12 protein-coding genes are annotated in these 15,953 nt (G+C 63.8%); all 12 read right to left on the bottom strand.

Annotated features, from left to right (window positions below; translation table 11 throughout):
• Position 1: 1 nt before the first annotated feature.
• Entirely contained in the window at positions 2–1,105 is a 1,104-nt protein-coding gene (locus tag FX984_RS20900) for a glycosyltransferase family 4 protein (protein WP_098479967.1), read from the bottom strand.
• Positions 1,096–2,313, bottom strand: coding sequence for a glycosyltransferase family 4 protein (locus FX984_RS20895; protein ID WP_108574799.1), 1,218 nt, complete (start codon positions 2,311–2,313; stop codon positions 1,096–1,098). The genes FX984_RS20900 and FX984_RS20895 overlap by 10 nt, the downstream gene beginning before the upstream one ends.
• A gap of 8 nt (positions 2,314–2,321) precedes the next feature.
• Positions 2,322–3,650 carry a cellulase family glycosylhydrolase gene (locus FX984_RS20890; RefSeq protein WP_146478325.1) on the bottom strand — a complete coding sequence of 443 codons (1,329 nt, stop codon included), beginning with the start codon at positions 3,648–3,650 and terminating at the stop codon, positions 2,322–2,324.
• Positions 3,640–4,830, bottom strand: a complete 1,191-nt coding sequence (locus FX984_RS20885) for a glycosyltransferase (RefSeq protein ID WP_146478324.1) — start codon at positions 4,828–4,830, stop codon at positions 3,640–3,642. Before FX984_RS20885 ends, FX984_RS20890 begins: the two co-directional genes overlap by 11 nt.
• Entirely contained in the window at positions 4,830–6,821 is a 1,992-nt protein-coding gene (locus tag FX984_RS20880; RefSeq protein WP_027603102.1) for a GumC family protein, read from the bottom strand. The genes FX984_RS20885 and FX984_RS20880 overlap by 1 nt, the downstream gene beginning before the upstream one ends.
• A gap of 14 nt (positions 6,822–6,835) precedes the next feature.
• Positions 6,836–7,612, bottom strand: coding sequence for a polysaccharide biosynthesis/export family protein (locus FX984_RS20875; RefSeq protein ID WP_027603103.1), 777 nt, complete (start codon positions 7,610–7,612; stop codon positions 6,836–6,838).
• A gap of 29 nt (positions 7,613–7,641) precedes the next feature.
• A complete protein-coding gene (locus FX984_RS20870) occupies positions 7,642–8,553 on the bottom strand; it encodes a glycosyltransferase family 2 protein (protein ID WP_027603104.1) in 912 nt (303 codons plus the stop codon).
• A 1-nt stretch (position 8,554) separates the two neighbouring features.
• Complete coding sequence (locus FX984_RS20865; protein ID WP_027603105.1) at positions 8,555–10,015, bottom strand: mannose-1-phosphate guanylyltransferase/mannose-6-phosphate isomerase; 1,461 nt, start codon at positions 10,013–10,015, stop codon at positions 8,555–8,557.
• The gene (locus FX984_RS20860) at positions 10,015–11,454 is read right to left on the bottom strand and encodes an undecaprenyl-phosphate glucose phosphotransferase (RefSeq protein ID WP_027603106.1); all 1,440 of its coding nucleotides are present in this window, start codon (positions 11,452–11,454) and stop codon (positions 10,015–10,017) included. The genes FX984_RS20865 and FX984_RS20860 overlap by 1 nt, the downstream gene beginning before the upstream one ends.
• Positions 11,455–11,884: 430 nt before the next feature.
• Positions 11,885–14,371 (bottom strand): TonB-dependent siderophore receptor, encoded by a 2,487-nt coding sequence (locus FX984_RS20855; protein ID WP_146478323.1) that lies wholly within the window; start codon positions 14,369–14,371, stop codon positions 11,885–11,887.
• Positions 14,372–14,477: 106 nt separating this feature from the next.
• Positions 14,478–15,428, bottom strand: a complete 951-nt coding sequence (locus FX984_RS20850; protein ID WP_092359590.1) for a FecR domain-containing protein — start codon at positions 15,426–15,428, stop codon at positions 14,478–14,480.
• A complete protein-coding gene (locus FX984_RS20845) occupies positions 15,415–15,930 on the bottom strand; it encodes a sigma-70 family RNA polymerase sigma factor (RefSeq protein ID WP_053132260.1) in 516 nt (171 codons plus the stop codon). Before FX984_RS20845 ends, FX984_RS20850 begins: the two co-directional genes overlap by 14 nt.
• Positions 15,931–15,953 lie beyond the last annotated feature (23 nt).

Here is a 15,953-nt window from a genome sequence, read left to right as displayed (position 1 = left end):
CTCACTGAAGTTCCTCGATCAGTTCGGCCAGGCGTTGGCGATAAGCATGATGGTTGAAACGTTGCGCCCACAGGCGCCGTTGCTCGGCGCAGTCTTCATCCGGCCGCGCGCCCAGGCTGAGCATCAATTGCACCAGCGCCGGGCCATCGGTGGGCGAAAACCGCGGGGCCGACGGCGGGGTGATTTCATCCAGCGAAGTGCCGCTGGCCACCGCCACCGGCGTACCGACGCTCAGGGCCTCGATCACCGGCAGGCCAAAGCCTTCGGCATAGGACGGCTGCCACAGGCGTGACGCCTGGCGGTACAGCCCCTGCAACTCGGCGTCCGACACGCCACTCAGGGCGCGAATCCCCGGCAATGTGCGCTGGGCTTCGGGCAAGTGTTCCAAACTGCCCACCAGCACCAACTCCGGCACCGAAGGGGATTGGCGCCGCGCCTGCTGCCAGGCGTCCACCAAAAACGGCACGTTCTTGCGCAACTCGCGGGTGCCCACCAGCAGCCAGTAGCGCTCGGGCAATTGATGCCGGCTCAGGTCCGCCACCAGCCCGGCAAAGCCATCGACCTGATTGGGCAGCACACGAATCTTGCCCACCGCCTTGGGAAACAGCCGTGCGGTTTCATCGGCGCTGTATTGCGACGGCGTCCACACGCGGTCGGCGCTGTGCACCGCGTAGGTAATCGACAGGCGATCGCTGGTCTTGTAGATCAGCGCCTTCAAGCGGTTGGCATGGTAGTTGTCCAGGGTGATCTGGAACAGGTCATGCAGCAGCACCACCGTGCGCAAACCCTTCGGCTTGGGCGGCAACGGCAGGCCCATGTTGAAGGTGCTGATGTACAGGTCGATACGCTCCTCGCGCAAGGCACGCGGCAGAAAACCGGACTCAAAGCGCAGACGATTCTGCGGCTGGTGCATGGCGGTCTTGGCACAGCCCCACGCCGGGCAGTGGGCCTGCAGGCGCGTTTCATCGCCCAGTGGCGCCACGGTAAACCGTTCAAGCTCAATGCCCGGCAAGGTGTGCAGGGCGCTTTCCAGTGCATACACCTGGCGGCTGATGCCCGATTGCGGCGAGGTGCCGACGGTGCGGTAATCCAGGCCTATACGCATGCGGGCTCCCTCTGGCTCAGCGGCACGAGGGTGGCGTACACCTGCTCCAATTGGCTGGCGGCGACGCTCCAGTCATGGGCGCGGCGTACGTAGGCGCGGCCCGCCTCACCCATGGGCGCGGCGGCTTCAGGGCATTGCAGCAGGCGCACCACGGCATCGGCCAGGTCGTCGGCGCTTTGCCCACCGAGGTAGTCGAGGCCTTCCACCAGGTCCAGCCCCGACACGCCTTGTTCGGTGCTGGCCAGCGGCAGGCCGGCGGCCAGGGCTTCGAGCACCTTGAGCTTGGAGCCGCCGCCGTGGCGCAACGGGGCCAGGAACACCGAACAGCTCGATTGCAGGTCCAGCAGGTCGGGTACGAAGCCTTGCCACTCGATACGCGGGTCTTTCCAGCGCTCGCGCCAGCTGCCGGGCATGCCGAAGCCGCACACGCTCATGCGCGCATCCGCACAGCGCGCCCAGACCTTGGGCAGGATTTCATCCAGGGCCCATTCGATGGCGTCCACGTTCGGCGCGTATTCATAGTTGCCGAGGAACAGCACGCGGCGTGTCGACGGGTCGGGATGGGCGGCGGCGAAGTGATCGCAGTCCACGCCATTGACCACCACCGGCACGGGTTTTCCGGCGATTTTCTCCAGGGTGTGCGCATCGCTTTGAGTGACCGCCACCACCTGCGCGGCCTGGCGCATCACCCGGCGTTCCCAGCGGGCATAGCGCCATTGATCGTAGCGAATGAACGGCAGCGACCAACGCGGCAAGCGGTCGTAGGTGGCCGCGCCCAGGGCCGATTCCACATTGTGTTCGGTCAGCACAAAGGGCTGTGATTTACGCGCCAGCGCATCCTCGTAAGGCTGGAAACTGTAGCTGTGCTCGATCTGCACCACGTCCCACTGTTCACCCAGCAACCAGTTGAAGGTGTCCTGCAACTCGCCCGCCAGCCCATTCACGCTGGCCAGCAGCGGGTAGGGGGCAAACAGCCCCGCCACCAGGGTCTTGAGGCTGCGCAACGGGCGGCGCGGCAGGATGATCAACTGTTCGACAAACGCTTCCAGCACCTGGCGGTCGGCAGGGGACACCGGATGCTTGTCATGCAGCAGCAAGGTGATCCGATGCCCCCGCGCCGCCAGGCTGCGCAGCAGGTGGAACTGGCGGGTCTTGCCGCCGCTGGTGGCGGGCCAGGGCGAGTAGGGCAGGATCCATAAAATGCGCATGGCGGGCCTCACTCCCATAACAGAATTTGCAGGTTCGGCTTGACCCTGACGGTCAGCCCGTGGGTGCCGCTCACCGGGGTTTGCGTACCGCGCAGCGAGTCATACAGGGTGGCGCTGGCCAGGTTGGGCAGGTGTGCGTTGCCGCCCTCGGCCGCCCAGAAGAACCATAGCTTGCGCCCGTCGGCGCGGGTCCAGCCGATGCTGAACAGGCCGTCGGGCAACTGGTCGGCGCTGGGCGGATCGCCGGGGGTGAGCGTCGGACCGCTGACGTCGAGGAAATTTTTCAGCGCGGTGTAGACCGGCTTGGGGTTGGCGTCGATGTCGAGCAAGCCGTAAGACTGGTCCCGCACACTGGCGCGCTGGTCCAGGTCGCTGAGGGTAAACAGGAAGATCCGGTCGTAATCCAGCGCACTCATCAGCGCCAGGCGGCGCACCACGTAATCGGCCTGGGCCTGTGGGGTGATGATGTCCTGGGCGTCTTTGGGGCCGGTGTAGGTCGACCAGCCCCACTCGGTGCTCCACAGGGTCTGCACGCCGCCGTTGCGCAGGGCCTGGTTGAGCGCGGTGGTCCTGGCGATAAAGTCCAGGTTGGCCGGGTCGTTGCCTTCGGGCAATTGGGTATAGGGGTGGTACGAGACGACGGTATTGAGGCTGGCCACGCCCAGGGCGCCGAGGGCATCAAACATGCTCTGGCCGTTGGGCATTTCGCTGAAGAATGCCATGCCGGCGGCCACCACCGGTTTGCTCGGGTTCATTGCGCGCAACGCGCCGGCGGTGGTGGTCAGCAGTGCGGCGTAGCCGGCCGGGTCGGCCACCGGGCGCCAGAAGCCCAGCAGGTTCGGTTCGTTCCACACCTGCCAGGCGTCAACACTGGGGTAGCGCTGGGCCAACAGCGCCATGCGGTTGGCGAACACGTTAGGATCTTTTGGCGGGTACTGGTCCTGATACGGCGCCCCCACCGGCGCAGTGGTGGCGAACGGCGCCGACCCGACCAGGTAGAACACCGACTTGAGCTGGTTGTCCTGTAGTTTGCCCACCAACTGATCCAGCGTCGCAACCTGGTACTGCCCTTCGACCGGCTCCAGCTGGTCCCAATGCAAATCCAGGCGTACCCACTCCAGGCCCAGCGCCTTGAGACGGTCGATCTGCTTCTGATAGCGCTCAGGGGCGAACCACAGGAACTGCGCGTTCACCCCGAGGAAATCCTTCCACACCACGGTTTTGTTGCCCTTGAGCACATGGCTCTCGGCATCGGCCTGGCGCCCCCACAAAAACGCGGTCAGGCCCAGGGCGGCGACCACAACCAGGGTGGCGACGTAGGTGCGTTTACGCGCCATGGTGGCTGCCCTCGATGGCTTGCTCAAACAGTGCCTTGAACTTTTGCGCGGTCAACGGCCATAAGCGCTCGCGGCCGATTTCGCCGGCGCGTTCGGCCCAGTCCCGGGCCAGCAGCGGCGTGCGCGCCAGGCGCAGCAGTTGCGCGCTGAGGGCATCCACATCGCCTTCGGGGTAGAGGGCACCGTTGCCGCTGGCGACTTCCTCGGCAAACGCGCGAGCGTCGGAGGTAATCGCCCCACGCCCGCAGGCGGCAGCCCAGGACAGCGCGCCACTGGTCCCGCGTTGGCGCCCGAGCAGGCCGAGTTTTTTCGATTCGCGATAGGGCAGTACCATCACATGGTGGGCCTGGATGGTCTGGGCAATCTCGTCGGCCGGCAGGTTCAGCTGCCAGTCGATGGCATCCGCCAGGCCGAGTTCGGCGATCTGGCGGTTCAACTGCTCCAGGTAGTTGCCGCCTGCGCCAAACGCCATTTCGGCGGCGGTGCCACCGACCAGGGTCAGGCGCACACGCTCACGCAATTCGGGGGCCTGCTTGAATACGCCGGCCAGGGCCTCTAACAGGTCTTCGATGCCTTTACCCCGGTAGATAAACCCGAAGTACAGCAGGCGCAGCGTATCCAGGGGCGGTAACGGCGCCGATGCAATCGCCAGATTGGCATGGTTGATCACCGCGACTTTCCCCGCCGGCAGTTGCATGCGTTGGCCCAGGCACTCGGCGCCCAGGCGGGTGAGGGTGATCAAGCGGGTCAAGCCGGCGGCGACCTGGCGCTCTTCACGCAAGGTCAGCGGATCGGCCAGCACCACTGCGGCCTGTGGCATCGGGCTGGGCAAGCGCTCCAGCAGGTTCAACGGGAATGGCAAGCGCTCACGCCGCCAGACGATGCGTTCCGGATCATGCACCGTGGCGGTCAAGGGCAGTGCCGGGTAGGCCTTGCGCAATTCGCGCAGGGCCAGGAACTCCCCCAGCCGTCCGCCGCCCAGCTCGGCGTGGACCAGGTCCACGCTGTGCCAGTCGAACCCACCGATGGCCTGTTTGATCGCATCGCTGTTGCCCGCCACCCCGGCCAACGGCGTCAGCACCGTCACCTCCAGTTGTTCCAGTGCCCTGCGGAAATGGTTCGCGTAGTCGGCGATGCCATTTTTCTCCGGCGGCAACGGGGCGAGCAGGGCGACGCGCATCAGAATGCCCCTCGGTACTTGGCGATGGTTTTCAGCACCTTGGCCGGCACTTCGAATTTGCGCCGGTTGATGATGATGCCGTCGACCTTGCCGAACGCGGTGTTGAGGATCGACAGCGCGTGCTCCACCACCGGCACCGTGCTCTTCTGCGCTTCCACCACCAGCCCGATCAGGTCGGCCCGACGCAGGTTGATAAACGCATCGCGGTTATCCAGCAGCGCCGAGGCGTCCAGCAGCACCACTTCACCTGGCGCCGCTGGTTCGGCGCCGCCCACACGCACGTTGATACCGTTTTCCTGCAGCAACTGACGCAGTTGTTCCACCACAAAGGTCACCCCTTCGCCGTGACGTGCCGAGGTCAGCCCCAGGGTCAGGCCCTGCTCGGCGATGCGCTCCAACTGCAGCAACCCGTACAGCCGGTAGATGCTCGCATTGAACGCGTTGGTGCTTTGGGCGGTGCTGGTGTCCAGCTCGGGCAAGGTGGTCCACAGCGGCAGGCCGAACTTGCGTTCCGCCAGGCCGCCATCGTGGATGCGCTGGTCGAGCAGGTAGCACAGGTAAATCACCAGCAGGCCGACGACGACGGCGAATGGGACCGCCAGCACCAGCATCACCAGGGTTTTGGGGAAGATGCGGCCGGGGTTCAGGGTGGCCTCTTCGATCACCGCGATGTTGCTGATCTGGCTGTTATCCAGTTCACGGTCGATGCGTGATTTCTCCAGGTTGTCCACATACAACGCGTAGTTGCGTTCGGCGGCGCCCAGCTCCCGGGCGAGGCGTGTCAGTTCCGGTTCGATCTCCAGGGCTTGCTTGCGCTGGGCTTCGAGGTTGGCCAGTTGTTTCTGTTGTTGAGTCAGTTGGGTACGCAGCGCGAGGTTGTTGCTCGACTCATCCAGCAGTACTCGCTGCAAGTGGATTTCCAGGGTATTGGGCGCGCGGTTTTCCGAGCTTTGCACGGTGTTGCTTTCACTCGCGACATGGGCCTGCATTGCGCGGATCGACGCATCCAGGGCTTTGACCGGCGGCGCGTTGTCCGTGTAGGTGCGCATCATGTCGGCCTTTTCCAGCAGCTTCTGGTTCAGCAGGCGGCGCAGGTCCTGCTGCTGGGGGTTCAGTGCGATCTGGCGCACCGTGGTGACTTCCTTGGGCTGGCTCTTGAGCTGGGTGCGGGTGCTCTGTATGGCGCTGTCGGAGGAGGCGATCAGGCGCGTGGTGTTGAACGTTTCGCCCCGCAGCACGTTGATGCGCTCGGACAAGTCTTCCAGGCGATCGGTGATGCTCGCCGCGCCGATCTGGTTCAGGTGCGTGAGGATCTGTTGCTTGTAGCTCTGGATCTCGGTGGCGCTGGTGGCGACCTGGCCTTCATAGAAGACGTACAGGCTCTTGCGCCCCAGGGCCTGGGTGCGTTCGTTGACATAGGTCTCGACCCAATCCTTGACCACCGCCTGGGCTATCTCCGGGTCGCCCCAGGTAAAGTTGATGTCCATGACCGTGGAGCCGGCCGCGTGGCTCACTTCGAAGTTCTTTTCCAGGCCCGCCGCCAGGCGTTCCACCGGCGTGGTTTTTTCCACCACGCCGACAGTTTCCAGTACCACGCGGATGCCATCGAACACCGCACCTACGCCACTCTTGACGTAGTACTTGGTGCGCTTCCAGAAGCCTTCCGGTGGCGGTGCGTTACTGATCACCTCCAGGTAGTGCTCGGCCACCGCCCGCACAATCGGGCGCCCGGTGAGCAGGCGCTCTTCGTCGACAATCGGGTCGCGCTGGGTGCTGGGCATCACCAGCGCCTGGCGGTTGCTGATCTCGATGGGCAAGGTCGAATCACGCCCCGGCTTGACCAGCAGGCGCGCCGTGGATTCGTACTTGGCCGGCAGCAGGAAAGCCCCCAGCAGAATGATCACCAGTGCCGCAATGGCGGCCAGTTTGAACTCGTGGCGGAAGATGAAGAACAGGCGTAGCAGATCACGAAAAGAACGGATCTCGATCATGGGATGTCGCTCCTTTAATTACTGCCGCCGCTGGTTCGCGTGTAGTTGTAGCCGACCCCGATGGACTTGGTGAACGGGATCAGTTGGTTCATGTAGGTGTCCACGCCCTGGATGCGCTCGCCGACGTTGGACTTGGGCACGAACACCACGTCGCCGCGTTGCAGGCGTACCGGCTTGCGTCCGTTGGCGCCGGTCTTGAGGAGCTGGCTGAAGTCCAGGAAGTAAGCACGATAGGCGCCCTGGGCATCTTCGCGCAGCAGCGCGACCATGCTCGCGTTGCCCGCCGGGCTGACCCCGCCGGCGCCGACAATCGCCTGCTCCAGGGTGTTGGCCGTGGCGATCTGCACCGCCGTGGGGTTATTCACCGCACCGCCGACGATCACCGAGTTGCTCGGTGCCTGGTTGATGTTCACCGTCACCCGGGGTTCGCGGTAGGTCGCCGCGAGCTCGTGGGTCAGTTGGGTGGCCAGCTCCGATGGCTGGCGCCCGGCAACCTGGATCGGCCCCAGGAACGGGTAGTTGATCTTGCCGTCGGTCTGCACCGTGTACAGCGTCAGCTCGTAGATGGTGCTGACGTTGAACGCCGACAGCGTCGGCATCTCGCCGGCATCGCGGACGATGCGCAACTGGTCGCCGATACGGATGCGTTCCACCGCCGGTGGCAGCTGGGCCAGTTGGTCGAGGGCGCGCTTGCCGTCCTCGACGGTCTTGCTGTCCGGTGGCTCGATACGCGCCGGGGTGTTGCAGGCGGCCAGGGCCAGCATGGCCAGGGCGAGCACGCTTCGCTTCATCAAGGGGGACTTCCTGTGGGTCATGCTGCTCACCTCCAATAACCGGGAAACATGCTGATGCGCCGCTTGAGGGCGAGCGGCAGGCGGCGTTCAAGATGGCCCAGGCGGTAACCGAGCAGTTTGAACGCACTGCGCACCAGCACCTCGGGCGCGCGGTGCAAGGCGCCGGCTTTGCGCAGCGCCGCGAGTTCGGCCAGCACATAGCGTTTGCCCTCGCCACCCGCGTCGCCAAAGGCCTGCTTGATCCACGGCTCGCGGCCGTAGAACACGCCAATGTCGAAGTAGCGGTGAAACTCGTCCATGAGTTTGTAATCGTGGGAGTGATGCACCAGCGCGGTGGCGGCATAGCGCACCTTGTAGCCGTCGAGCAGCATGCGTGCGGCCACAAAGGCGTCTTCGCTGCCGATCACGTCGGCAGGGAAGCCACCAACGGCCTGCAACACACTGCGCCGGTACACCGAAAACGAGTCGGAGCTGAAGCAGGTCTTGATCCCAAGCTCCGGTGCATCGGCCAGGCTTTTGCTGCGGCTGTGTTCCGGGTAGTTGAAGTGCCGCGATTGCGCGCCCAGCAAGCCCGCATCGGGGTGGGGCAATTGCCGCCCGTAGGCGACGCCGTTGAGCGGGTCCTGCTGCAATTCATCGAGCAGGTTGGCAAAGGTCTCGGGCGTTGCCGGGATGGCGTCCTGGGTCATCACGATCAGCGCGTCGCCACCCACCTGTTCGCTGGCCCAGCGGCGGGTGCCGCCGTGGTTGAAGTCACGGGCGTCGATCACCTCGACCCGCGCGCCGAACGCTCGAAAGCGCGCCACGGTGTCATCGCTGGAGGCGCTGTCCACCACCAGCATCTCGTCAGGTTGCAGGGTTTGCATCTTCAGCGCAGGCAGCAGGCGTGCCAGGTGGCTGGAGGCGTTACGGGTGGGGATGATCAATGAAGTACGCATGTCATTTCTTCGCCTCGGCAGGCGCGCGGCCGTAGATGTCGTCGAAGCGCACGATGTCGTCTTCGCCCAGGTACTCGCCGCTCTGCACTTCGATCATCACCAGGTCGATGATGCCGGGGTTGGTCAGCCGGTGTTTGTGCCCGGCGGGAATGTAGGTGGACTCGTTGGCGTTGATCAGGAACTCGCGGTCGCCATTGGTGATCTGTGCCGCGCCGCTGACCACCACCCAGTGTTCGCTGCGGTGGTGGTGCATCTGCAACGACAGCGAGGCCAGGGGCTTGACCACGATGCGCTTGATCTTGAAACGGCTGCTTTCCTCCAGCACGGTGTAGGTGCCCCACGGCCGGGTCACCGTGCGGTGCAGGCTGTACGCCGGATGGTTCTGGCGCTTGAGCTCGGCGACGATATGGCGCACATCCTGGCTGCGGTGGGCGTCGGCGATCAGCAGCGCGTCGGGGGTGTCGACGATGATCAGGTCGCGCACCCCCACGGCGCCCAACACGCGCTTGGGCGAGTCGATGTAGCAGTTGTGCACGTCGTGCAAAATCGCTTCGCCATTGACCTGGTTGCCATGGGCATCGCTGGGGGTGAGCTGGCGCAGCGCTTCCCAGGACCCGATGTCGCTCCAGCCAATGTCACAGGGCACCACGGCCACTTGCCGGGACTTTTCCATCAAGGCCACGTCGATGGAAATATCCGGCGCACTGCCGAACGCATCCGCATCCAGTTCACGTTGGCGCGAGGTTGTGTTCTGCAGGCTCTGGCTGTGCTCCAGCGCGGCGCATGCGGCCTCCAGCACGTCGGGTGCATGGGTGGCGAGCTCATCCACCAGGGTGCTGGCCTTGAAGCAGAACATGCCGGCGTTCCACAGGTGCTTGCCGCCGTCCAGGTAGGCCTGGGCGGTGGCCAGGTCGGGTTTCTCGACGAAGCGTTTGACCCGGTAGCCATGGCTCAGCGCCTCGCCTTGCTCGATATAGCCAAAACCGGTTTCCGGGTGGTCGGGCTGGATGCCGAACGTCACCAGGTAGCCGGCTTCGGCCAGGTCGCGGGCCTGGGTCACGGCCTCGGCGAACGCCACTTCATTGAGGATCAGGTGGTCGGCGGGCATCACCAGTAACTGTGCGTCGCCGCCGAAATGCTCCTGCACATGCAGGGCCGCCACGGCGATGGCCGCCGCCGTGTTGCGACCGAACGGTTCCAGCAGCAGGTCCAGGGGCAGGCGGGCGTTGTTCACTCCGCGGTAGTCATCGAGGGTACGAAACAACAGGTCGCGGTTGGTCACCGTGAGCACGCTTTCCACGCCGGGCAGTTTGGCCGCGCGCAGGAAGGTTTTTTGCAGCAGGCTCTGGCCATCGCGCATGCGCATGAACGGCTTGGGCATGTTCTGCCGCGACACCGGCCACAGTCGAGTGCCCGAACCACCGGAAACGATGCAGGGAATTAATCCGTTGAGGGTCTTCATCAATAGACTTCCTTGGTGGAAAGGACGGCCGGGACCGTCATGAAAACGATGTACAGGTCAAACCACACCGACCACTTGGAGATGTACTCCAGGTCGTACTCGACACGTTTCTGGATCTTGAACAGGGTGTCGGTCTCACCCCGGTAACCGTTGATCTGCGCCCAGCCGGTAATCCCCGGTTTCACGCGGTGGCGCGAGCTGTACTCGCTCACCGCCACTTCGAAGGGTATGCCGGCGGCTTTGGTCGCCGTGGCATGGGGGCGCGGGCCGACCATGGACATGTTGCCCAGCAGCACGTTGAACAATTGCGGCAGCTCGTCGATGCTGGTCTTGCGGATGATGCGTCCCACCCGGGTGATGCGCGGGTCCTGGCGGGTGGTCTGGCGTTCGGCGGTGAAGTCGCTCTGGTCGGTGTACATCGAGCGGAACTTGAACACGCGGATTTCGTTGTCGTTGTAGCCAAAGCGGTTCTGGCGAAACAGGATCGGCCCTTTGGAGTCGAGCTTGATCGCAATCGCCGTCGCGACCATCAGAGGGGACAGCGCCACCAGGGCCAGGCTGGCCAGCAGCACATCCTCCAGGCGCTTGATCACCGGCGACCAGCCACGCAACGGCAATTGCGAGGTGTTGAACATCAGGATCCCGCCCACATCGGTGATGCGGCTATGGCCGTAGCGCAGGGCGGCCATGTCGGGCACCAGCATCACGTTGACCGACATCTGCCGCAGGCGATTGACCAGCCCGTGGATGCGCTGCTCGGCGGCCCAGGGCAGGCAGATCATCACTTGGTTGACCTGCTCGGCGCGGATGAGTTTTTCCAGCTCACGGGTGTTGCCCAGCAGGGGCAGGTTGCTCAATTCCTTGGGGATCCGCTCGGTGCGATCGTCGATAAAGCCGATCAGGCCGGAGCGGATATCACCGTTGCGTTGCAGGTGGTCGGCGACGTGCATGGCGGTGTCGGTAAAGCCCAGGATCACCGTACGTTGCAGGTATTTGCCCTTGCGCATCAGGCTGCGGTACAGGCGCAGCATCAGCAGGCGCTCAAGGCAGAACAACCCGAGGCTGGCGACGTACCAGGCCACCAGGTTACGCGGGGTCAATTGCGGGAAAAACTGCAGGATCTGGTACATGAACAACAGGATGCAAAACGCCGCCGACCATGCCTTCACCTTGGTTTTCAGGCGCAGTCGGTTGCTGAACAGTTCTTCGGAATAGATGCCCAGGGCCTGGAACAGAATGATCGTCAGGACCGCGAAAAATACCAGCAGGCCGAGGAAGTGCCCGCGCAGTTCGGGGTCCATCGGGTCGATGAACATCACCAGGATCAGCGGGGGCAAAATGGCACTCAGGCCATGTATGAACTTGACGAAAACAACAAAGAACTCAACAAAACCGGCGCGCGTTAAAAACAGGCTGTCGACGGACGACTTCTCTCGCATAAAACATCCCTCATTGCACGCCAGAGCTATTGTTTGGATGTTTGTTCAATAAAGCAGCGAACTGCTTTAGAGAGCACTTCCAACTACGGCTACTCTGGGTAATACGCAACTATCAATTCAAATGCAGCTATCCATTTGAAGGGAATTTGCGGGGGTAGTGACTACAGGAGTGTTACCTTAATCAATCTGTCAATTAATTGACTGTGGTGCGGAGATGGCAGGGAAGACAGGTTTATCAGTATTTTGTTCGGCATTTTATTGACATTCCTTGTCCGGGTACGCGGTGATTGGGTGTGTTTTTGAGTGTAGAAACAAATGCAGGATTTTTCCTGCATAAAGGAAAAACCTTTTTTCAAAGGCGGTAGGAAGGGGGGACAAAGAGGGGTTGGCAGGGCGCACGAAGTGCCCTGCCTGCGGGACTTTCGCCAGATCAGAAGTTGCCTTTCAAACTCACCGTAAAATTTCGCGGTTCGCCATAAAAGTTGCCCCAGGAGGCTGTTCCGACAGTGTTGTAGTAGCTTTTATCGAATAGATTGTTGCCGTTGAGTGCGACGGTCCAAGTGTCGTCGATACGGTACGCCACACGGGCACTCCAGGTTGCGTAACCGGCCTGTTCGAGCTTGATGGTCTGCACGCGGTAATTGCTGCTCTGGGCGTTGACGCCGGTGCCCACGCTCCATTTCGACAGGGCGCCGTCGAGCTGGTAGTCGCCCCACATGCGCAGCATGTGTCGAGGTACGTAGGTGTTGGACGTACCGCCCTCCAGGGCGGTATCGATGTTCTTCAGGGACTTGGTCTGGGTGTAGGTGTAGCCGCCGGATACCTGCAGGCGCTCGAGCACTTCACCGCTGATTTCCGCCTCCACCCCTTGGGCGCGCACCTTGCCGCTGTCGGTGTAGCAATAGCCGTCGGCGGAGGTCGGGCACTGGGCGATGTAGTCGGATTCGGCCGCGTTTTTCTCGACGGCGCGGAACAGCGCCAGGGAGCTGTTGAGGCGCCCGTCGAACCATTCGCCCTTGATACCCAGCTCGTAGTTGTCACCGATCTTCGGCTTGAGCGCGGCGCCATCGAGCGTGGCATAGGAACTTTGCGGCTGGAAGATATCCGCGTAGCTGGCGTACACCGACAGGTGCTCGTTGAGGTCGTAGATCAGTGCGGCAAACGGCGTCACTTCACCGGTTTCCCGGGTGCGGGCATCCTGCAAGGCCCACTCGCCCCAGGCCAGGTTGTTGGACTGGCGACGGTTCTCGTACCAGCTCACGCGGCTGCCTACGATAAACATCAACGGCTCGGCCAGGCGCAGGCGCAAGGTGGTGTAGGCGCCGTACTGGGTGGCGGTTTCCTTCACCGTGCCGCCGCGATACATGTTCGGCCAGAAGGTGCTGTTGGCCGGCTCCGGGAAATGGTGGTCGGGTTGGTAGATGCCTTGGCGCCTGGGCAGGTTCTGGATCGCGTACACATCGTCCTGGGTACCACGGCTGCCATTGGCACCGAGGATCAGTTCGTGTTCCAGCCCGAAGGCTTCGAACTTGCCGTCCACATAGGCGTCGAGGCCGAAGTCCTTGTGGTCGTAGTCCATCAGCGCCGCATAGGAGTTGGCCGTAGGCGTCGGGTTGCCGTAGGCAATGGTGCCTTCGCTGGCGGCGTATTTGGTGTCTTGCAGGTTGCGGCTGTGCACGGCCGCAACCTTGAGTTTCCAGTCATCGTTGAAGTGATGGGTGAGGTCGGCGAAGAAGGTGGTGCGCCGGCTTTGCCAGTCGTTCCAGGATTGGCCCAGGCAGGTGGAGCGGCTGAGGTGGGCGCTTTTGCCGTCGGCATAGCGCGGCAGGCCGCCCCAGCACGGTGTGGCGTCGACGTCTTCATGGCTGGCGCCGAAGCCCAGGGTGGTGTCGGCGCTGAGATCGACATCCAGGGCGCCATAGAAAGCCTGGTCCTGGCGCTTGGAAATATCCATGTAGGAACCGCGATTCTGTTGGCTGATCGCCGCGCGGCCGCGCACCGTACCGCTGTCATTCAGCGGGCCGCCGGTGTCGACGTCGGCGCGGTAGTTGTCCCAGGTGCCGGCGGACAGCGACAGGCTGGTGGTGGGCTTGGCCTGGGGCCGCTTGCGCACGAAGTTCACCGCGCCGCTGGCGGTGCCGGCGCCCTTGAGCATGCCCGCCGCGCCCTTGAGCACTTCGACGCGGTCGTAGATCGCCATGTTCGCGCTGAAGCTGTCGGCCTGCACGTAGTCCTTGCCCATGTCCAGGGGCACGCCGTCGTACTGGTACTGGCCGAGCATCTTGAAACCACGGGAATAAAAATATTTGCCGCCCATGGGTGATTCGTAAGTGGTGATCCCGGGCGTGCGTTCCATCACGTCATCGATGGTGGTGAGGTTCTGGTCATCCATCAATTGGCGGGTCATCACACTCACCGATTGCGGCGTTTCCCGCAGGCTGTGTTCGCCCTTGCCGATCGTCACCGCACCCGTGGTGTAGGCCCCGGTGCCATCGGTGGTGGCGCCCAACCGCTCACCGGTGACCGTGGTGGCGCCCAGGTTCAGCGCGCCGCCGTCGGCCACTTGCGGCAACAGCAGCCAGGTACTGTTGCCCTGGCGCTGGGCTTGCAGGCCCTGGCCACGCAGCAACTGGCCGAGCGCCTGCTCGCGGTCCAGGCGACCACTCAGGCCCTGGCTGGTCTTGCCGGCGACGCTGGTGGCGTCGTACGACAGGCTGATGCCGGCCTGGCGGGCGAACTGGTCCAGGGCCGTGGCCAGGGAACCGGCGGCGATGTTCCAGTCGCGGGCCTGGGTGTCGCTGGCCGGCGTTTCGGCCCATGCGAACGGCGGCGCGGTTGCGCAGCTCAGGCAGGCGCCGAGCAAGGCGGCGTGCACCGCGTGCTTGAGGGGTGAACGTGGGAAGGGGGACGCGTGCATGACCGCGGGATGCTCCTGAAGGAAGTGAACAGAACCGGCCTGTTGATCGGCCTTTCCTTACAGGTCGAGCGGCAATGAGAATTCACCTCATTTATTTTCGAGAATGTTAAACGCGGGCGGTGACGGTCACCCAGTAGCGGCTGCGGTAAGTGACATCGAGCTTGAGTGAGTGGGCTACCAGGCCCAGCACCTCATCGGTGTCGTCCAACTGATAAGTGCCCGACACCCGCAACCCGGCCACCGCTTCGCTGCAGCGCAGCAGGCCGTTGCGGTAGCGGCCCAGCTCGGCGAGGAAAGCATCCAGGCGCATGTCCCGGGCGCTGATCACACCATCGCTCCAGGCCCAAGGGTCCAGGCCATTGGAGGCGAGAGAACGAATGCCACTGCGGTCGAACAGCACCTGTTCGCCGGGGTTGATCACTTGGCGCGCGCCGGCGGCGTGGTTGTCGGCAAACACCGCCACCGTGCCCTGCTGCACGGCGAGCATGGTGCCTTGGGGCTCTTCGCGTACCAGGAAGCGCGTGCCGAGGGCGCGCAGGTAACCGTCACGGGTCTGTACCCAGAAGGGCCGCGTGTCGGCACCGGGATTGACCAGTATTTCACCCTGGCGCAACTGCACCAGGCGTCGTTCCTGAGTAAACGCCGTGTCGAGTGCGCTGGCGCTGTTCAGTTGGATGCGGCTGCCGTCGTTCAACGCCACCCAACGCCGTTCGCCGGTGGCAGTGCGGTAGTCGGCCATCAAGGCGGGCAGCGGGGTGTAGTCGCGGCCGAACCAGGTCAGGCCGGCCGCACCGGCCACCAGGCCGAGCAGCTTCAACCCTTCACGCCGGCTGATACGTCGACGCGCCCCGTGCAGGGCGTGGCGGCCGACCTGCGCGGGCAGGTGGCTGAACTCATCATTCATCGTCGCCACCCGTTGCCAGACCTGCTGGTGTTCGGCGCTGGTGTGCAGCCAGCGCTCGAACGCAGCGGTGCTGGCGTCGTCGGCGACGTTGAAACGCAGCTTGATCATCCACTGGATAGCCTGGTCGACCAGGCGCGGGTCAGAGGTCGGCATAGCGCAACCGATAGCAGGCGTGCAGCGCCTTGGACAGATCACGCTCCACCGTAGCCTTGGACACCCCGAGGCGCAGGGCGATCTGAGCGCAGGTCAGGCCGTCCAGTTGCGCCAGCAGGAACGCTTCACGCACCCGCGGCTTGAGCTGGTCGAGCAGGCGGTCGATACGTTCCAGGCTGTCGAGAATCAGCAGGCGGGTTTCTTCCGACGGCACGTCGGCCTGGGGGAAATGCGCAAGGCTTTCGAGGTAGGCGCGCTCCAATTCACGGCGCCGGTACTGGTCGATCATCAAGCTGCGGGCGATGCTGCTCAGGTACGCGCGCGGCTGCAGCACAGCCTGCTGTTTGCGTGCGTTGAGCAGGCGCACAAAGGTTTCCTGCGCGAGGTCGGCGGCACGTTCACGGCAACCGGTGCGCCGGCTCAACCAGCCGCGCAGCCAGGAGTGATGGGTGTGGTAAAGCTGGCCGATGGCGGCATGGTCCAGTGGGTGATCGCTCGACATGGGCATCCTGGCGCAGCAGTCTT

This window comes from Pseudomonas marginalis (assembly GCF_008692035.1).
In the GTDB taxonomy this organism is placed as follows: Bacteria; Pseudomonadota; Gammaproteobacteria; order Pseudomonadales; family Pseudomonadaceae; genus Aquipseudomonas; species Aquipseudomonas marginalis.
This window is presented reverse-complemented; position numbering and strand designations above follow the sequence as displayed.